The organism is Bacillus sp. FSL W7-1346, from assembly GCF_038593335.1.
Taxonomy (GTDB): domain Bacteria; phylum Bacillota; class Bacilli; order Bacillales; family Bacillaceae; genus Bacillus; species Bacillus altitudinis.
The window spans coordinates 228,259-247,158 of the sequence record NZ_CP151988.1 but is presented as its reverse complement, the minus strand read 5'-3'; the positions used below and the strand labels follow the sequence as shown (position 1 = coordinate 247,158).

The window sequence follows — 18,900 nt, the reverse complement described above, 5'->3', positions numbered from 1 at the left end:
CCTTTCATTCCATTGGCAAATACTTTCTGATCTGAACTTTTATCTTTGTTCATTTTTTTGCCTGTTATATTATCTCTCAATTCTCCATTTTCTGAAATAGTCGAACATGCTTATTTCAAAAGAAAGCGCTTTTTCAACTGTTCAATCTATTAGACTGATTAACTACCTTTACCCTTATTTTGAAAAAAACAAAACAAAAAAGAAAGAGGAAATGACTTCCTCTTCCCTCTGAACACATATCATCCAAAGAAAAAAGGATAAAAGGGAAACCCTCTTATCCTTGTGAGATTGCTTGTTCTTTTTCAATGACAGCTAGTCTTTCTTGAACTTCTTCTTCAGATAAATTGTGCTGTTTCACATAAAGGTTACGTTCGCTTGTGCGGCATTCATGGCTGCAGCTGCGCATATATTTATGCTCGCTTTCTTCTGTTGCAATCATTTTGCGGTTACATGCAGGGTTCGCACAGTTCACATAACGCTCGCAAGGTTCGCCAGTGAAGAAATCTTTTCCTACCACAACGTGCTCTGTTTGATTGACTGGAACCGTTAGGCGGTTATCAAACACATAACATTGACCATCCCATAGCTTTCCTTGAACTTCTGGGTCTTTTCCGTACGTGACAATTCCACCGTCAAGCTGGGATACATCTTCAAAGCCTTCACGCTTTAACCATCCTGAGAATTTCTCACAGCGTACGCCGCCTGTGCAATACGTCAGAATTTTTTTCCCTTCAAGAATCTCTTTGTTGTCACGAATCCACTCAGGTAATTCACGGAATGTCTCAATGTCAGGGCGCACAGCACCTCTGAAGTGACCGACATCAAACTCATAATCATTACGTGCATCAATCACGACCGTATCAGGTGATTGCATTTGCTCATAAAATTCAACTGGACTGAGATGTTTCCCCGTTAATTCTAGCGGATTCACATCATCTTCAAGACTTAAATTCACCAATTCATTTCGGTGGCGGACGTGCATTTTCTTAAACGCATGACCATCTGCTTCGTCAATTTTAATTGGCATGGACGCAAAGCGTGGATCTTCTTTCAATGCTTGCATGTACTTGTCCGTCTGCTCAATGGTACCAGAAACGGTTCCGTTTATGCCTTCAGATGAAACAAGAATACGACCTAACAAACCAAGTTCCTTACAGAATGCTAGATGCTCTGCTGTAAACGTTTCTGGATCCTCAATGGGGACATATTGATAGTAAAGTAATACACGATATTGTTTTTCCATATATATAAACACCTCTTAAATTTAATCAAAACATACCATTTTATATCATACAGGAAATACATACCTTAAGGCAATGTCAGCAGTTCAATTCCATAAAACGGAAGGGTCTATGGTCTCATATTGTCCGTTTATTTGACAGAACTTTCTGTAAAATGAGATGATTTAAGAACTATATGATTTCATAAAGGAGCATAAGTCCATGATCCAACCAGAAGAGATCGTCAGAAGCGGTCCTAACCAGTTTATTTCTCAAAAGGGGATTTATCATGAAATCGAGTCACTTGTTACTCCCTTTCAGTCACCAGCTATAGTGACAGGATATGACTCATATCAAGCCTTTTCACAGTACACAAAGCTTCCATCCGAGTGGCCTGTTGTTCAGCATAAAGGTTACAGTTCACCAAATGCGATCACACGAATTGCGGAAGAACTCAAGAGTTCAGACGTGATCATCGGGATCGGTGGCGGCACGATTTTAGATACAGCGAAGTCTGTTGCCGACGCTCTCCAAATTGAAGTGATCATGGTGCCGACGATTCCTGGGACATGTGCGGCTTCTACACCGCTCAGCGTCATTTATGATGACAAGGGAAATTTTATGGGGGTCGACTATCATAAGCGGTCCAGCTATCTCACGTTAATTGATCATACTTTTTTGCTTTCATCTCCTCTTTCCTATCTCCAAAGCGGAATTGGGGATACGCTCGCAAAATGGTATGAAGCGGAAGCCATTATTCGTAACACAAAAGGCACCTTGCCGCTCATGGTACATGCTGCATTAAAGCAGGCAGTGTACGTTCGTGACATTCTTCTGACTCATAGTGAAGAAGCCGTTAGCAGTTTAAAAACAGGCCAGCTTTCTCAAGCCTTTGCAGATGTAACAGATACGATCATTACGTTAGCCGGAACAGTCGGCGGCTATGGAGGACGTTATGGCAGAATGGCAGGAGCCCATGCAGTTCATAATGGATTAACATTTATTGATGAAACACATCATGTGTTACATGGACAAAAAGTGGCCTATGGCATTCTCGTCCAGCTTGCCGCAGAAAACCGTATGACGGAAGTAGAAGAATTACTTGAGCTCTATCAAACACTCGGATTACCTAGAACGATGCGTGAGCTTGGCATCACAGCTCAGCTAGAGGAAGCAGCACATACAGTGGCAAACCATGCTGCACGTAAAGATGAAACCTTTTGTTTGATTGGAGACTATACGAAAGAGCAAATTGTCGACGCCATTCAAATCATTGAGACCTATCAGCCTCAAAAGACGGTCTGAACATAGGTGCAAAAAAAGCACAGGCATCCCGCCTGTGCTTTCTTTCTATTAAAAATCGAAGTTATCTGGGTCTGGACCCGTGCGCTCATCTTCATTGAGCTGATCAATGACACTCATTTCATGGGCGGACAACTCGAAATCAAATACGTTTGTATTTTCGATGATTCGGCTCTTCGTCACAGATTTCGGAATGGTGATAATGCCATGCTGCAAGTCCCAGCGAAGAATGACTTGCGCCACTGACTTCTCATGTTTTTTCGCAATATCTTGAAGCACCGGATGGTTAAGAAGTTTTCCGCTGCCTAATGGCGACCATGCTTCTACATGAATGCCTTTTGCCTTGCAGTAGTCACGTAAAGGCTCCTGCGTCAGCTTCGGATGCAGCTCAATTTGATTGACCATTGGTACCACTTCTGCCTCTTCTAATAAATCTTCTAGATGGTGCTGATGGAAGTTACACACGCCAATGGCTTTCACGCGGCCATCCTTATAAAGCTTTTCTAGCGCCTTCCACGTTTCTTTATATTTGCCTTCAACCGGCCAATGGATTAAATAAAGATCCAATACATCCAGACCTAGTTTGTTCATACTCGTTTCAAAGGCTTCAAGCGTTGACTCATATCCTTGATCACTATTCCACACTTTTGTCGTAATGAACAGCTCATCGCGAGAGATGCCTGATTGCTGAATGGCTTTGCCAACACCTTCTTCATTTTGATAGGCCGCTGCTGTATCTATACTGCGATAGCCAGCTTCAAGTGCGTCTTTGACTGCATTTACAGCCTCATCCCCATCTTTTACTTGCCATACACCAAAGCCAAGCTTCGGCATTTTCACTCCGTTTGCTAATGTGACTGTATCTGTTAATCCACTCATCAAACAAACCTCCGCTTCATTTTTGCTTACCATGCACTATACCCGAATGTGCGAAAGATCATGCATGAAAATAGACCATGCAAGGGCTACTATGACCTAATTTCATTTTGTCCCATACTAACAACACAAAATTTTTATGTGAATATATTTGTTTTTATATTAAATAGATTTCTACTTATCCCTATACAAACAGCGAGGTCCAATCATCCTCCTCAGAGAATACTTGAATCCCATGCTGTTTCAGCAAGGCAGACGTCACACCGTCCCCAGCCTTTGTCTTACCGTTAAACTCTCCCCGATAGATCATCCGGCTTCCGCAAGAAGGGCTGTACTCTTTTAACACGACGGATGTTGCGCCAAGAGTCTGAACCTGCTTAAGCGTGTCTTGTGCACCTTTTACATACATCTCTGTCACATCTGTTCCATGAACATCAACTACAGAAGCCTGCCCTCGTAAGACATCATGACCATCTCCACCAATAATTTCTGCGGGAGGTCTTGGTGTAGAGAAACCGCCAAGCAGCTCAGGGCAAACTGTTACCGCCTTTCCTTCCTGCACAAGCTCCTCGATACGTTGATCTAATCGATGGCTGCCATTATAACGGACCTTTAATCCCGCAAGACAAGCGCTGACAACGATCATGTATGTTCCTCATTTCTATGTATTGAACGTTTTTTGCTGACTTTAAAATAAATCCATAAAGGCAAACAGAGTATCGTGTACATCAGAAAGGGCAGAGCACAATACAAAACAGCCGCCCACATGGACCCTTCAACTCCTGTCACTCCAAAAAAATAAACAAATAATAGCAAGCTGACAAACAATCCGACGAACGGCATGATAAAAATAGATTTTTTGAAATTTTCCATTATCTCTTTCACCAACACGGCTCCCTCCCTCAATCATCATCACGAATAACGTCAATATATGTTAATTTTACCATAAAAAAACCGAAAGCATCTAGTTTATAGAAAGCTTTCGGTCCGTTATTTATATCTTTTCCTTCCAAGCCTTTAAGAAGCGCTCAATAACCTGTAGTTCGTCTTCATTAAATTCATGGAGGAATTCTAAATAGGAGGAGACTGCCTGTTCATGAAGTTCATCATGCAGTGCCGCAAGCTGTGTGCCTTCCTCTGTGAGTGAATAATAGACGGATTTCTTGTCACCTTGCCGGTGGCGATAGTCGACCATACCTTTTTCGATGAGCTTTTTCACAGCCTTTGTAATAGCTGGTTTTGATAGTTTTAGTTGTTGTGAAAGAAATGTATTATTGGATTCGTTAGGGTTTGCTTGAATCATAGATAAAATATGAAGCTGTGTAAGTGTCCAATCTTGCTTGAGTGTATCAGTCGTGGTAATCAGTGGATCTGTTGGATCGTTCCGTTTCTTTTCCCTATGCATAATCAAATCTTGAATCGCTTTTAAGACAATCTGCTCGTTTGTTTCCATCTGAACCTCCACTCTTAACTGGTTAATAAAATGGTACTAATAATCAATAAAGGAGTCAAAAGAAATGTGGGGATGATGAAAAGAATGGGTCATCAGACCTGATAAATAAAAGAACTTTTTTACTAGATTACAAGAGACGGCACAATTTCCTTTTCTTTGCTATTATTTATGATAGGTACCCCTCAATCAAAAAAAGAAGGTGAGAGAATGAAAACAGAGCAGCAAATGGCCATTCGCCAGTTAGAAGAAAAAATAAATTTGTTTACTTCTGTTGTCAACGGATCGTTCCTATCAACGGAGGATTTCGTTCTATCAAACACGCATATATCAACTGACACGTTCAATTTGTTATTACCCATTTCAGCGCACATACAAGATCAACAAAAAGTGGAAGCTGCCATCGAACAAATGCAGCAACAGCAGCTAGCATTCAGCACATGGATCACTCAAAGCCTGCTCCACCCAGATTGGTCGAATATCATGCAGAAATATGGGCTTCAAGAAGTGGAACGCAATACCATCATGATGCTTGAACATACAAACGACATCGATCAAAGGACCTCTCAATCGCTTACGATCAAGGAAGTGACTGACGATCAAACTTTTCTCAATTATCAACATTTATTTATCGAACTTTTCGAAGGATCACCTGAGGAAATCGCTTTAAACAGCTATTTCCAGCGCTTTTCGATTGAACGATTACACCCGAGTACCCGCATGTTCGTTGGATATGAACTCAACAAACCGGTCACAACGGGCTTATTGATTGAAACAGCAGACAGCTACGGTATTTATGATGTCATCACAAAGGCAGAACACCGCGGAAGAGGACTTGGCAGTGACATGTTTCATTACCTTCTGACCCAGACAGATAACAAACAAAAGTGTGTGATGTTACAAGCCTCAAATGACGGCAAACATATCTATCAGCGTGCCGGATTTCATCCAATTGGAGAAATGGTTGTTTTTGAATAGAAGATGACATTTTTCCTGACTTATCAAGGGCAAAGAAAGGTAGCCTGTCTCTTCTTTGCCTCCAACATCTCACCATAAAAATGAATGTACATTCATTCACTCCTTTGGTACATTTAAAAAAAGGAGCTGAATGAATAGATGGTTCGACCAGGCGATCAATTTCAAACAAGCAAAACCTATACGCATGAAGATGTGATTCAATTTGGCGAGATGACAGGTGATCTTGGCAAACATCATACCGAGCTAGATGATCAAGGCAGGCTCATGGTACACGGTTTTCTCACAGCAAGTCTAGCCACGAAGCTTGGCGGTCAGTTTCATTTTATCGGTCAAGAGATGACATGTACCTTCATACGCCCTGTTTATACAGGTGACACCATTACCTGTCAGATGGCCGTCACCAAGGTAGAACCCCTTGAAAAATACCATCGTGTCCACCTTTTTTCCCGTTATATCAATCAGCATGGAGAAGAAGTCATTACTGGTAAAAGTGAAGGTGTGGTTTTCAAAAAATAAAAAGCTGCCTATGATGAGGCAGCTAACTAACACGAAAACGTTCTTATTCCCTTCTATTCAGCATGATGCTGACGATCCATATAAAGCGGCGGTCTCTTTAATGAAATCACTGCACAGCTAAAGGCAATCAGCACAAAAACAGCACCGAATTTAGCCAAATCAACAGATGAACCGGTCATTGTAAACATGACGCCACCCACTGCTGATCCAATGGAAATCCCAATTTGCAAAGCGGATGTATTTAAACTTTGCTGAATATCAGACGTCACAGGGTCTGTTTGAATCAAATAGCTCTGCAAAGCAGGTGTCAGTGCCCAGCTAAGAGCACCCCATAGGACAACCATCACCATAAAGAGCATAAACACTCCCGCTGTATAAGGAAGGATAAACATCACAATGGCAAACGCCATGGTCACAAGCAAAATGGCTTTTCCTGATCCTAGTTTGTCACTCAGCCAGCCACCAAACCCATTCCCGCCAATCGACGCAAGTCCGAAGACCAAATAACAAATACTAATCCAAAACGGAGTCATATGCAAAACTTCCATCAGAAATGGCGTGAAATAAGAATACAGCATATAATGACCAGCAAGCATGAACAAGCTAATCAAATGTGCACTGAAAATTTTCGGATGCCCTAAAGAACGAATTTGTTCTTTAAGCGGTGTGACTTTTTCAACAGGCATTTTCTCCAAAAGAAAATAAATGAGTACCATGGATATAGCTGACAGAATACTGATTCCTAAAAACATCACTCTCCAGCCAAAGCTCTCTGTAATAAAAATACCGATCGGTACACCGAGAACAAGTGATGAGCTAATCCCAATAAAAATCAGACCTAATGCTTTCGCTCGATGCGCCGGTTCCACCATCTTGGCGGTAATCGTTAGTGATAACACCACAACAAGCGCCGTACTCATGGCAATCAAGACCCTAGAAATCATGACAAGGGCAAAGGTGGAACTAAAATATGTGAATACATTGCCTAATGTAAAGACCAATAATGCGATTAAATAAAGACGCTTTCGTTCGATTTTGGCTGTGACGGTCAGTAGCACCGGTGCTGAAATAGCATACACAATCGCAAATACCGTAATAAGCTGCCCAGCTGTCGCAAGAGACACATTGAGATCCTCTGCTAAACTTGGCAAAATGCCCCCGACCACAAGCTCAACTAATCCAACCGCAAAAGTAGAAACAGCTAATAAATAAACTCTCCAGTTCATGTCTAACATCCCTTCTCTATATCATGGCTTTCACTTTTGATACAGGGTGCAGACAAACAAAAAAACCCTGATTACAAAAAAGGAAAGCGCGCTTTTGTAATCAGGATTTATCGGATCCTGGTAGAAACCCTCAAACCATATTATTGAGGTTATACAAGTCTATTTTTTTCTTCAAATATATTAGCATAGCCTTCCATAACGTGCAAGCTGCAAAAATAGAAAATATCTGCCAATGGCTCAGCAACATAAACGACCTTAGAAAGGCATGAAATGAACTTGCGGACCAACTTGCTTTCTCCCCCATTTACAGGTAAACTGATGAAAAATCAACGAACAAGGATCAACGTAGATCTGGAATAGTAGCTTGAATTGATCTTTACCAGAGAGGGAACGGTGCTGAGAAGTTCCTACTGACATCTTCAAGTGAACCTGCCGATTTAGTTCTGTTTCATACAGCGGTTCATACCGTTATCATGATCGAGTGTAAAGCTGTGCTTTAAATTAGGGTGGTACCACCAGGAATGGTCCCTAACTTAAAGCACAGCTTTTTTGTTTTTTTAAAAGGAGGAAAAAGACGATGTCAAAGAAACAATTTGTTGAGAAAATTACAAGCATGGAAGACGACTTTGCCCAGTGGTATACAGATGTTGTCACAAAGGCGCGTCTCGTCGATTATTCAAGCGTTAGAGGCAGTATGATTATTCAGCCATACGGTTTTAAAATTTGGGAGAATATTCGCGACGAACTTGATCGTCAAATCAAAGAAACGGGTCACGAGAATGTCTATATGCCGCTCTTTATCCCAGAAAGTCTTCTCCAGCAGGAAAAAGATCATATCGAAGGCTTTGCTCCTGAAGTGGCGTGGGTGACACATGGCGGTGATTCGGAATTACAGGAAAGACTCTGCGTCAGACCAACATCCGAGGTGCTGTTCGCCGAGCATTATAAAAACATCATTCATTCCTATCGTGATTTACCAAAGCTATATAACCAATGGGCCAATGTCGTCCGCTGGGAAAAGACAACACGTCCATTTCTTAGAACCCTTGAATTCCTCTGGCAGGAAGGGCACACTTGTCACGAGACTGAGCAAGAAGCGATTGAAGAAACAGAAAGAATGCTTCATATCTATGCGTCTATTTGTGAAGAGCTTCTAGCGATCCCTGTCATTAAAGGCAGGAAAACAGAGAAAGAAAAATTCGCTGGCGCCCGCTTCACCTATACGGTTGAAAGCTTGATGCATGATGGAAAAGCCCTGCAAACCGCCACTTCTCACTTCTTCGGCAACGGATTTGCCAAGGCGTTTGGCATTGAATTTTTAAATCGCGAAGGAAAACTAGAGCATGTCCAGCAAACATCATGGGGCTTCACCACAAGAATTATTGGCGCTATGATCATGGTGCATGGTGATGACAGAGGACTTGTCCTGCCGCCAAACATTGCGCCAACCCAAGTACGTGTTGTGCCAATTGCTTCCCATAAAGAAGGTGTCCTCGATCATGCCTATGAATTAAAGGATCGACTCGCCCGCATCGCACGCGCTGACATCGATGCAAGCGATAAACAGCCTGGCTGGAAATTCAACGAATGTGAAATGCAGGGCATCCCTTTACGTGTAGAAGTGGGACCAAAGGATATGGAAAAAGGCCAGGTCATGCTCGCAAGACGAGACACAGGTGAAAAGCAAGCCGTCACGTTAGATGCACTTGAACAAACCATCACGTCCACGCTTGAAGACATTCAACAGACGATGTACGAAAAAGCAAAAGAACGATTACATGAAAAAACATCAAACGCCCACACAATCGAAGACATCGAGCAGCTTCTTGCCGAAGAAAACAGGTTGATCAAAGCCATGTGGTGCGGTGATGAAGACTGCGAAAACGACATCAAAGAGAGAACAGGGGCGACATCACGCTGTATCCCGTTTGAACAAGAATCCGTTTCTGACACATGTGTCTGCTGCGGGAAACCAGCTTCTGATATGGTGTTCTGGGCAAAAGCCTACTAATCATGCTTCAAATTGTTGACAAGGGCTAAAATGAACTTTATTTTAGCCCTTTGTCTTCTTTTCAGCGTGACGGAAAGCCTTCGGACTCTTGCGAAGCGAAATTAAAAATCATGAGCGCCAGCATGCAGGGCTGACAAAGAATGCGAGGATTTGTCTACACGCTGAAGCATCTTATACGATGCTTCTTTTTTGTTAAAAAGAGCCAAATATCCATTGACCTCCTTCACACAATACCCTATAATTCATATTAATATAATGGGTTTTTAAGACTTTAACTGGAGTGGTGATCTATGAAGCGCTGGCTCTCAATTTTTAACGAACGCTGTCCAAAATGTAAAACAGCATTAGATGTCTCGAAGTCCAATGCCTTGCAAGGCAAAGTCGTGAAAACATGCCCCAATCTTCATTATCAAAAAGAGTACCACCCTGCACTTGAAACGTATATCGAGCACGATGATATGAAATAAAAAAGACCAACACATGGAAAAGAGCCCTTGCTCTCAGTTGTTGGTCTTTTTCTTATAATAAATCTACCCAGATTTTGATCGCTGTGGCTGTAATCATCACGGCAAGCGCCCATTGCAAATAAACGGCATTGATTTTCTGACCAATTTTCGCCCCAATCGGCGCAGCAATTAAACTGGCCGCCATTAAGACAAGCGCAGGCATGAACATGACTTGACCAGTCAGCACTTTCCCAGCCGATGCGCCGATTGCAGAGAGAAACGTAATCGCCAGAGACGAGGCAATCGTCATCCGCACAGGGATTTTGAGAATCGATAGCATCACCGGCACTAAAATAAAGGCACCGCCTGCACCTAATACACCCGATACACTTCCGATCACAAAGGCAATACCAGCCGCCAGTCCTTTATGAAAAGTCACCTCTCCATCCGCTTCTGCCTGCTGACCTTTTTTCGGAACAAGCATTAAAATGACAGCGACAATGGCAAGCAGACCATAGACTACATTGATGCCTTTCTCTGGAAGGAAATGTGATAAATAGCTGCCTAATAAACTCCCTGCCAATATACTGCTCCCCATATATAAAATCAATGGTCGATGTAAAAATCCGCTTTTTCGATACGCCAGCACACCGCCGAGTGTCGAAAATAGGACTTGAATGGCACCAATCCCTGAAACCTCGTGTGCCGATAATGCCATCACTCCGACAAGAGGCGGGATATAAAGCAGCATGGGATAGTTGATCACCGACCCTCCTATTCCGACCATTCCTGATAAGAAGGAACCAATAAACCCGATGATAAATAAAGTAATGAAAAATGCAAAATCCACGCTGGTCTCCTCCTTTGCAAAAGGAAAAGGGGCTCCCTCATAGATACCCCTCTCCCCTTTAGGACCCTTTTCTCACCCAGAACTTCAGCACATGTCCTTCATCCGTCTGTGTGATCAATTCATGTCCGCTTGACTTAGCCCATGCAGCCAAATCAGCTTTGGCCCCTTTATCTGTTGCATGTATTTCTAATACTTGACCTTCTGCCAAGTCGTTCATTTTTTTCTTCGTCCGAATAATCGGCATTGGGCATGCAAGCCCGGTTACGTCTAAAATGTGATCTGATGTCATCTGATCATCCCTCGCTTCTTTATTTTATTGAACATTATCGAATCGCACAACGGTTTGGACCAATTTCCATGTCTCGCTGCGCTTCCTCGTCTGGATTCAGCTTCCCCATATTGGTAGACCGAATGTCTTGATAAGCGTTTGGCTGTGCAGGGAGATCCTGCGTGACCATTTGTCTAAATACGTCTTCATCTTCAATGTTCAGCCCGTGATTTTCTTCAAACAAAGCGCCTAGCTCCTTCCAAACGCTTCCGTCTTCATTAAGCTCATCCACGATCATAAAATGTGCAGGCAGCACAATCAATTCTGCCGAAAGCGCCGTATATCGTGTATAAAGGGTTTCTCTCAAATCACCTACCCAGTCCTCCGCCATACCGGCTAGGTCAGGTCGTCCGATCGAATCAATGAACAAAATATCACCTGAAAGGAGGTAACGGCCGTCTACGATAAAAGAGGTTGAACCAATCGTATGGCCCGGTGAATAAAGGGCATGAATATCAATCTCCGTCGCTCCAATCGTCACACGCTGTCCTTCTTCAAGGTGTTTGTAATCAAATGTCACCTCTTCGGCGTCTTTTGGCGGTAGCCAATAGATAGCACCAGTCAGTTCAGACAGCTTTTTCCCGCCAGATATATGGTCCGCATGGAGGTGCGTATCAAACACATGCGTCACTGTGACATGATGCTTTTTAGCAAATTGCGTATAGACCTCCGTCATTCTAGCTGCATCAATAATCGCAGCTTCCCCATTCGACATGATCATATAGGACAAGCACCCCTTGCCCATTCGCACAAATTGGTACAACTCTCCACCGCCAGTTAAATCACCGATCTTCACTGGCTCTAAATGCTCACTCCATGCCTTCATGCCGCCTTGCAAATAACGGGCCGCTCTGCCTGCCTCTGACAGCATCTCTGCCACCATAATAGAGGAGCCTTCTTTCGCACAAACGACCAGTACATCTAGGTCATCCGGTATGTTCTCCACCATATCCTCTACGCCATCAAGAAGCTCAAAGTAAGGCACATTTAAATATTCAACGGCTTTCCCTTCAATTTTCCAGTCCTGCACATCTGATTCGTTTCGTACATCCAACAAAAAGATCGGCTCTTTGTTGATGATCTTTTTTGTTAACTGTTCTGCTGTCATTGCTTTTACAGTCATCGTTTCATTCAGCTCCTATTTTTCAATCTCTCCTGTCCAGCTGTTCATACCTGGCACTACATTGATCAATTGATGAAATCCTTTTTCTTTTAACTTTTGTGCGGCTAATTCACTCCTTCTGCCTGAATGACAGATGAGGTAAATGAGCGTCTCTCGGTTCAATTCTTCAGCACGTTGTTCCACCTCGCCAAGAGGGATGTGAACAGCTCCTGGAATATGACCCGCTTCATATTCATTCGGCTCTCGTACATCTAAAATAAACAATGGCTGATCTTCTTTTACCTTCTGTTGAAACATGTTCAACGACATTTCCGAAATCATTGACTGCTCCTCCTCCTCCTGTTTCGCTCCGCCTTTACGAATCAAATGATGAAGCACCGGTCCTTCTACTTTCGTTCCTAAAAATTCATGACCGGCGCTTTTTGACCAAGCTGCTAAATCCGCTGTAGACCCTTTATCGGTTGCTTGCACTTCAAGCACATCTCCTGGCAAGAGCTCATTCATTTGTTTTTTCGTTTTGACAATGGGCATTGGGCATGCCAATCCTTTTGCATCTAGAATTGCTGTTGGTTGCTGCATTGTTTTTCCTCCTTTTTATAGGGGTGGGGGTATATTTTAAAGCCTATTTATACCTATAATCGCCAAGCATTCATGCCACCCTTGATATTCGTAATGTGGGTAAATCCCTGTTTTTTTAATAATTTAGCCGCCTGCATACTTCTCATCCCGCTTTGGCAGATCACATAAATTTCTTTGTTTTTCTCAAGCTCATGCGCTCGATTCCTTAACTGTGGTAAGGGGATATTTTGAAATCCTTTTATATGATTTGTTTGAAACTCTAAAGGTGATCGCACGTCTATCAGCTGTTGATGCCGACTATGCAATTTAGGTTTCAGATGAGCTGCGTCCATTTGTTTCACACCCCGTACAGGAAGAAAACGGCTCACAAGCAAAGCGAGCACAATGATGAGCAAAAGCGTTTGAATCATGTATGAACACCTCCCTAGATAAATAAGTTCACATTCCCGATTTCTGCCTCTGCTAAATACGCTGCCACACCTGCATATTGAATGTCTGCTAGTAACTCGTTCTCCTGTAGCCCTAAAAGATCCATCGTCATCGTACATGCCACGAGGTTGATGTCTTGTTCCTTCGCCATATCAATGAGCTGCGGCAGGGTCATGGCATTGTGTTTGTTGATCACATGCTTGATCATCTTCGGTCCCATTCCTGCAAAATTCATCTTTGACAGCCCCATTCGATCAGCGCCGCGCGGCATCATTTTGCCAAACATTTTTTCTAAAAATCCCTTCTTCAGTGGCACCATCTCTTCCTGACGCAAGGCATTCAGCCCCCAAAAAGTATGAAAAATAGTCACCTCGTGATCATAAGCTGCTGCGCCATTTGCAATAATATAAGCGGCCATCGCTTTATCATAATCTCCACTAAATAAAACAATTGTTGTTCGTTTTTTCTGTTCCTCCATCATGATCCTCCTTATATAAATTACCCGTGGGGGTATATTGAAAACAAAAAATATATACACATACCGGTAAGGGTATATTATAACAAGTAAAAAAATTCGTCAACCTCCAAAGGCTGAGGAATTTCTTACCGGCTTTTCACCAAGAGCTCAACCGCTTCTTTGACAAGCCCCTCTGTATCCTTGCCTTGCTCAAGACTTTCACGGACACATTGTTCAAGGTTTGTACTCACAATCACACCCATCGCCCGATCAATCGCATTACGAGATGCAGATAGCTGCGTCACCACCTCGCGGCAATCCTTTCCCTGCTCCATCATCGCAAGAACCCCTTTAATCTGCCCTTCAATCCGGCGAAGACGATTCTTCATCTGCTGATTATACTCCACGTTTAACACTCCTTTCTCTTTTCCCTATGATCAGATAGTATACCCTGATAGGTATTTAGTCAAACATGATGAATCAGTATAAAAGAGCTGCTGAGAGCAAATGTCACAGCAGCCCGTTCTCTTTAAGCACTCGCTTCCTCTCTAGAGCGCTTATTTCCTTTGTAAATAAAATAAAGAGCGATCAGCATAAAAAATAAGGCCAATATGCGTTTGAGATCAAGTGAAATCATTAGGCTATGGAACCAGCCAAAATGATCGATGACCATTCCAATGACAAGCTGCCCAGCAATCCCCGCAATATTTGCAGCAATGACACCGATTTTCGGAACAGCGACCACTGTCAGGATTAAATAAGCCGTTCCAAGAAAAGCCGCACTCAACTGCCACTTTGGTGCATGCAAGAGATTCAACAGATGTCCGCTCCCAAAGAATAAAATCAGAATGGTCAAAAACATCGTACCCGTTAAAAAGGTCAAAAAGGTCGTTTCAATCGTACCTGCTCTCCTGCTAAACGTACCGTTTATGGAAGATTGCGCACTTAACGTAATGCCTCCGATGAAAGTAAATAAAATTAACAATAATGCCATATCGACTTTCCTCCTAATGAATAAGAATAAGGGCAATGATCATCGAAATGACCGCAAATACCTTCTCTTTGTTTACTCTCGTTCTCTGACTCCCTAGCCAGCCAAAATGCTCAATCACCATACTCATCAGCAGCTGACCAATAATGACAGCAACCATCGTTACCCCCACACCAACAAATGGAACACTCACCACAATAGACGTTAAATACACAACCCCCATCGCTCCGCCAAGTAGCGACCATTTCGGTGCCTTCAACGTATAGGAAAGGTCACCTTTGCCAAAAAAGAGCCACAATAGCCCCATGATAATTGAACCGACAAAAAAGTTATAAAAACTCGTTTCTAACTGTCCGATCGACTTCCCAAGTTCCGCATAGATGGCTCCTTCAAAACTAAGTGCCGCACCCGCTAATAGCGCAAGTACATAAAAAATCAAACGCATCATCAAATCTCCTTCAATTCATATATTTATATATCTAGATAAACAGATATATAGAATAGAAAAAAACAGAAATCACACATCCTTTAGATCTCTGTTTTCATATATTGTCCGATCTGTTGGATAAATTCTTCATTTCGTCTATAGTATGTCCATTGCCCATGCCGTACCGATTCGAGCAGACCAGCCTTTTGCATCAAATGTAAGTAGCTAGAGACCGTTGATTGAGAAATTTGCGCCTTTTCTTGAATATCCCCAACACAAACGCCCCCCTTATAACTAACCTCCTTCGGTAAATGAGCGCCTTGCTTAGGAAAATGCTTCTCTGGTTCCTTAAGCCACTTTAAAATATTCAACCTTGTTTCATTCGATAATGCCTTAAACACATCAATAGGTTCCATGGCAGACATTGTATATCTAGAAATACCGATATGTCAAGCCGTTGCATATTTATCTCTAAATTGGTAAAAAGGAAATAATCAACGCTAAAAGGGGATATTTCAAGAAATGAGGGTAACCCATGACTTTACAGCATTATATTGGATCAAACAAAGAACTGCCGCTTGGTACCATTGGTCAAAATCCTACCTATAAACCATTCTCTGAACTCAATATCAACATGTTTGATAAAAAACAAAAAAAGCCCAAAATCTATCAAAAAGAAGATCTTTTGATAGAAGTATTTGAAACAGAAGAGGATTTCGAAGGCATTCACATTGATTATCTAGATCCCGTCAATGAAGCGGTAAGAAACAAATTCACGCACCCTTTTGTTTATGAATTAGACATCATTCATTCTCTTCGTGCACTTTTTAAATTCATTGAAAAAGAGCTGTCAAAAGGAGAAACCATCGAAATCTATTCTTGTCTAAATGAACTCGAAATGAAAGAAAAGGACGATCAATTGGATGTAGAAATTGACCTAAGCACAAAACGGTTTGGAAAACATATCGATTTTAAAGGGATCGATGAACTGATTGATATGTTTGAATTAGAAAACTTACAATATGTACTGGTGAAGAGGTAGAGGAGAATTGACAAGTTACATCAAAATGCTGTGTTATTAGAGATTGTAGAAGCGTAACCTTGGTTAAGCAAAGATCAATTGAAGTTATGAATAGAAAAGCGAATATAAATGTAACACGGAGGTAGTTGAAGGAACCAAAATTTCCTCAATTACCTCTCTTCAAATCATCATAAACTTTTTCATATTATTTGAACTAGATAAGCGAATAGACGGCATGTCTCAATCAGCAATACCCAAAGAAGCTAAATGTCATGATTAAGTTTTAAGAAGTAAAAAAATAATTTCTATCATAAATACCTAATTTATTTACTTTCTGAACATGGAAGGATACCTCAAATCTATTCTTCTCTCCAAACAATAGCTAGCCTTCAATTAAACGTTTTAACTTAAGCTCAGTTTCAGTATCCTCAACGGGTGTATAGACACTGCATCTTAAATCAGTATCCCCATACACTTGTAATGAAGTGAGATTAAACAACATTTTACCTGCCTTAGCATGACGAAATTCAATTAATACTTCAGGTGCATAGCTGATCTCATTTTCATTCCATATTTTACGAAACTCAGGATATGCCTGCTCCATCTCTTCTATAAATTGTTCATACCAGTCGTCTGCCACATACTGTCCATAATACGTTCTAAATATGGCGATATATCCTCTTACAAAATGCTCCCAATTCACGGCTAAACTTTTAAATTCCTTTCTTGCGAATAGTAAGCGTATGATATTCCTTTCTGCCGGGATGATCTGTTCAAAGTCCAAAAATACATTAGCTGCTGCTTGATTCCACCCAACAATCTGACTTCTTCTATCAGATATAATCGTTGGACAATAACGAAGCTCCTGCAAAATTTTCACTAAAGCCGGACTGATTTCCTTCTCATTCTCAATGATATAGGATTGTTTCACACCTTCCTCTAATGCTAAAGCGTACAAATATCTCCTTTCATCGTTATTTAATTGTAATGCACTAGAAATAGCATCTAATACCGAAGTAGATACTTTTATATCTCTGCCTTGCTCTAACCATGTATACCAAGTAAGACTCACACCGGCTAGTTGAGCCACTTCTTCTCTTCTGAGTCCTGGTGTTCTTCGGCGGGTTCCTACAGGTAAACCAACCATTTGAGGCGTGATTTTTGAACGTTGGTTTTTTAGAAATTCTGATAATGCTTGAAGTCTTGTTTCAGGTTTCATTAAGGTCTCCTTTTAAAATATTATTCATTATACTAGGATAAACAACAACTTGTAATAGGATAACACAATGGCTAAAGTTAATAAAAACAAGGAGGGAATGATCATGAAAAGAGTTGTCATTACTGGAATGGGAGTTATTTCTCCACTAGGAAATGATATAGATAGCTTTTGGAATCAACTCGTTAAAGGACAATCGGGAATATCTCACATTGATTCTTTTGATACGACTGATTATAAAACAAAAATAGCTGGAATCGTTCGTGATTTCGATGCAGATGAAATATTAGGGAGAAAAGAAGCAAAACGATTAGATCGTTTTAGTCAGTTTGCCTTAGCAGCAGCCGAACAAGCATTAGAACAATCACAATTACAGTTAGATCAAGTAGATCATGAACGTTTAGGCGTATATGTTGGATCAGGAATCGGGGGCATACAATCGCTTGTTGATCAGGTGAATGTATTAGATAAACGAGGTCCATCGAGAGTAAGCCCCAGCCTTGTCCCCATGATGATTTCAAATGCAGCTGCGGCCCAAATCAGCATAAAATTAGGCGCACAAGGGCCATCATTGTCACCGGTCACAGCTTGCTCTATTGGGAACACCTCTATTGGTGAAGCTTTCAATGCGATCCGAAACGATGAAGCAGATATTATATTTGCCGGTGGAGCAGAAGCTGCCGTCAATCAGATATCTTTGGCTAGTTTTGGAAACGCACACGCACTATCTACTAGAAACCAAGACCCAAGTCGAGCCAGCCGCCCATTCGATACAGATAGAGATGGCTTTGTGATGAGTGAAGGCGCAGGTATCTTAGTATTAGAATCATTAGACAACGCAATTCTCAGAGATGCGCCGATATTATGTGAAGTAGTGGGATACGGGGCTAGTTCAGATGCACATCATATGGTCGCTTCACACCCAGAAGGTAGGGGTGCCTACTTAGCCATGAAGAAAGCATTGAGAAGTGCAGATATATCAACAAGTGAAATCGATGTTATTAGTGCTCATGCAACAAGTACACAAGTAGGTGATCGTTCAGAAGTTCTAGCCATTAAGAAATTATTTGGTGATCGATCAGGTGAAATTCCAACAACTGCGAACAAGTCAATGACTGGGCACATGTTTGGTGCTGCAGGCGGAGTAGAAGCGATTGCTTTAGTGGAAAGTTTGAGACGAGGAATGATTCCACCAACTATTAATGTAGAGAAACAAGATCCAGATTGCAATTTAGATGTTGTATTAGAAGCGAGACAGCTTCCATTGAAATATGGGCTATCCAATTCTTTTGGTTTTGGAGGACATAATTCAGCCATCTTGTTAAAACATTACGATTGAAGTGGTGAAAAGGTGAAATAATGACAAAACAAGGGTTTATAGCCCTTGTTTTTTTCATGATGGGAATACCTCACAGACAAAATATGACGAGCCTCAGCAATCTGATATATTAAAT

The 18,900-nt window shown here is 41.7% G+C and carries 23 protein-coding genes and 1 riboswitch; of the genes, 7 read left to right on the top strand and 16 right to left on the bottom strand.

Going from position 1 to position 18,900, the window contains the following annotated elements:
• Positions 1 to 274: 274 nt before the first annotated feature.
• Complete coding sequence (locus NST09_RS01380; protein ID WP_007498459.1) at positions 275 to 1,243, bottom strand: rhodanese-related sulfurtransferase; 969 nt, start codon at positions 1,241 to 1,243, stop codon at positions 275 to 277.
• 199 nt (positions 1,244 to 1,442) lie between these two features.
• On the opposite strand from NST09_RS01380, the gene NST09_RS01375 reads away from it, so the two are divergent.
• A complete protein-coding gene (locus NST09_RS01375; protein WP_342493254.1) occupies positions 1,443 to 2,525 on the top strand; it encodes an iron-containing alcohol dehydrogenase family protein in 1,083 nt (360 codons plus the stop codon).
• Positions 2,526 to 2,573: 48 nt separating this feature from the next.
• Here NST09_RS01375 and NST09_RS01370 read toward each other — a convergent pair whose 3' ends face one another.
• From NST09_RS01370 to NST09_RS01360, 3 genes are all read right to left on the bottom strand, one after another.
• The gene (locus NST09_RS01370; RefSeq protein ID WP_017358734.1) at positions 2,574 to 3,401 is read right to left on the bottom strand and encodes an aldo/keto reductase; all 828 of its coding nucleotides are present in this window, start codon (positions 3,399 to 3,401) and stop codon (positions 2,574 to 2,576) included.
• A gap of 181 nt (positions 3,402 to 3,582) precedes the next feature.
• The gene (locus NST09_RS01365; protein ID WP_045034650.1) at positions 3,583 to 4,044 is read right to left on the bottom strand and encodes a DUF523 domain-containing protein; all 462 of its coding nucleotides are present in this window, start codon (positions 4,042 to 4,044) and stop codon (positions 3,583 to 3,585) included.
• 348 nt (positions 4,045 to 4,392) lie between these two features.
• Complete coding sequence (locus NST09_RS01360) at positions 4,393 to 4,851, bottom strand: MarR family transcriptional regulator (protein ID WP_017366520.1); 459 nt, start codon at positions 4,849 to 4,851, stop codon at positions 4,393 to 4,395.
• 207 nt (positions 4,852 to 5,058) lie between these two features.
• On the opposite strand from NST09_RS01360, the gene NST09_RS01355 reads away from it, so the two are divergent.
• Together NST09_RS01355 and NST09_RS01350 are read left to right on the top strand one after the other, a co-directional pair.
• Positions 5,059 to 5,826 (top strand): GNAT family N-acetyltransferase, encoded by a 768-nt coding sequence (locus tag NST09_RS01355; protein ID WP_342493253.1) that lies wholly within the window; start codon positions 5,059 to 5,061, stop codon positions 5,824 to 5,826.
• Between the two features lie 138 nt (positions 5,827 to 5,964).
• A complete protein-coding gene (locus NST09_RS01350; RefSeq protein WP_008343876.1) occupies positions 5,965 to 6,342 on the top strand; it encodes a hotdog domain-containing protein in 378 nt (125 codons plus the stop codon).
• Positions 6,343 to 6,395: 53 nt separating this feature from the next.
• On the opposite strand, the gene NST09_RS01345 is transcribed toward NST09_RS01350, so the two are convergent.
• Positions 6,396 to 7,568 carry an MFS transporter gene (locus NST09_RS01345; protein ID WP_017366517.1) on the bottom strand — a complete coding sequence of 391 codons (1,173 nt, stop codon included), beginning with the start codon at positions 7,566 to 7,568 and terminating at the stop codon, positions 6,396 to 6,398.
• 77 nt (positions 7,569 to 7,645) lie between these two features.
• Positions 7,646 to 7,745, bottom strand: a riboswitch (purine riboswitch).
• A gap of 400 nt (positions 7,746 to 8,145) precedes the next feature.
• Between NST09_RS01345 and proS the strand changes: the two genes are divergently transcribed.
• Together proS and NST09_RS01335 are read left to right on the top strand one after the other, a co-directional pair.
• Complete coding sequence (gene proS / locus NST09_RS01340) at positions 8,146 to 9,579, top strand: proline--tRNA ligase (RefSeq protein ID WP_035703007.1); 1,434 nt, start codon at positions 8,146 to 8,148, stop codon at positions 9,577 to 9,579.
• Between the two features lie 290 nt (positions 9,580 to 9,869).
• A complete protein-coding gene (locus NST09_RS01335; protein ID WP_017358723.1) occupies positions 9,870 to 10,046 on the top strand; it encodes a hypothetical protein in 177 nt (58 codons plus the stop codon).
• 52 nt (positions 10,047 to 10,098) lie between these two features.
• On the opposite strand, the gene NST09_RS01330 is transcribed toward NST09_RS01335, so the two are convergent.
• From NST09_RS01330 to NST09_RS01285, 10 genes are all read right to left on the bottom strand, one after another.
• Positions 10,099 to 10,875, bottom strand: coding sequence for a sulfite exporter TauE/SafE family protein (locus tag NST09_RS01330; protein WP_058214104.1), 777 nt, complete (start codon positions 10,873 to 10,875; stop codon positions 10,099 to 10,101).
• A 58-nt stretch (positions 10,876 to 10,933) separates the two neighbouring features.
• On the bottom strand, positions 10,934 to 11,164 hold the full coding sequence (locus NST09_RS01325) for a sulfurtransferase TusA family protein (RefSeq protein ID WP_008343881.1): 231 nt from the start codon (positions 11,162 to 11,164) through the stop codon (positions 10,934 to 10,936).
• A 34-nt stretch (positions 11,165 to 11,198) separates the two neighbouring features.
• Positions 11,199 to 12,326 (bottom strand): MBL fold metallo-hydrolase, encoded by a 1,128-nt coding sequence (locus NST09_RS01320; protein ID WP_079919412.1) that lies wholly within the window; start codon positions 12,324 to 12,326, stop codon positions 11,199 to 11,201.
• A 15-nt stretch (positions 12,327 to 12,341) separates the two neighbouring features.
• On the bottom strand, positions 12,342 to 12,905 hold the full coding sequence (locus NST09_RS01315) for a sulfurtransferase TusA family protein (protein ID WP_342493252.1): 564 nt from the start codon (positions 12,903 to 12,905) through the stop codon (positions 12,342 to 12,344).
• Positions 12,906 to 12,958: 53 nt separating this feature from the next.
• Complete coding sequence (locus NST09_RS01310) at positions 12,959 to 13,315, bottom strand: rhodanese-like domain-containing protein (protein WP_079919416.1); 357 nt, start codon at positions 13,313 to 13,315, stop codon at positions 12,959 to 12,961.
• 14 nt (positions 13,316 to 13,329) lie between these two features.
• On the bottom strand, positions 13,330 to 13,812 hold the full coding sequence (locus NST09_RS01305) for a DsrE/DsrF/DrsH-like family protein (protein WP_052320710.1): 483 nt from the start codon (positions 13,810 to 13,812) through the stop codon (positions 13,330 to 13,332).
• Positions 13,813 to 13,937: 125 nt separating this feature from the next.
• Positions 13,938 to 14,198, bottom strand: coding sequence for a metal-sensitive transcriptional regulator (locus NST09_RS01300; protein WP_003217059.1), 261 nt, complete (start codon positions 14,196 to 14,198; stop codon positions 13,938 to 13,940).
• Between the two features lie 122 nt (positions 14,199 to 14,320).
• On the bottom strand, positions 14,321 to 14,785 hold the full coding sequence (locus NST09_RS01295) for a DMT family transporter (RefSeq protein WP_035390624.1): 465 nt from the start codon (positions 14,783 to 14,785) through the stop codon (positions 14,321 to 14,323).
• Positions 14,786 to 14,798: 13 nt separating this feature from the next.
• Positions 14,799 to 15,227: a DMT family transporter gene (locus tag NST09_RS01290; protein WP_008343887.1), complete on the bottom strand. Its 429-nt coding sequence runs from the start codon at positions 15,225 to 15,227 to the stop codon at positions 14,799 to 14,801.
• Between the two features lie 83 nt (positions 15,228 to 15,310).
• A complete protein-coding gene (locus NST09_RS01285) occupies positions 15,311 to 15,625 on the bottom strand; it encodes a metalloregulator ArsR/SmtB family transcription factor (protein WP_008343888.1) in 315 nt (104 codons plus the stop codon).
• Between the two features lie 119 nt (positions 15,626 to 15,744).
• Between NST09_RS01285 and NST09_RS01280 the strand changes: the two genes are divergently transcribed.
• Positions 15,745 to 16,251: a hypothetical protein gene (locus NST09_RS01280; RefSeq protein WP_099496266.1), complete on the top strand. Its 507-nt coding sequence runs from the start codon at positions 15,745 to 15,747 to the stop codon at positions 16,249 to 16,251.
• 361 nt (positions 16,252 to 16,612) lie between these two features.
• On the opposite strand, the gene NST09_RS01275 is transcribed toward NST09_RS01280, so the two are convergent.
• A complete protein-coding gene (locus NST09_RS01275; RefSeq protein ID WP_025206654.1) occupies positions 16,613 to 17,449 on the bottom strand; it encodes a helix-turn-helix transcriptional regulator in 837 nt (278 codons plus the stop codon).
• A 103-nt stretch (positions 17,450 to 17,552) separates the two neighbouring features.
• Here NST09_RS01275 and fabF point away from each other — a divergent pair, with 103 nt between their 5' ends.
• Positions 17,553 to 18,785: a beta-ketoacyl-ACP synthase II gene (gene fabF, locus NST09_RS01270; RefSeq protein ID WP_342493251.1), complete on the top strand. Its 1,233-nt coding sequence runs from the start codon at positions 17,553 to 17,555 to the stop codon at positions 18,783 to 18,785.
• Positions 18,786 to 18,900: the final 115 nt, after the last annotated feature.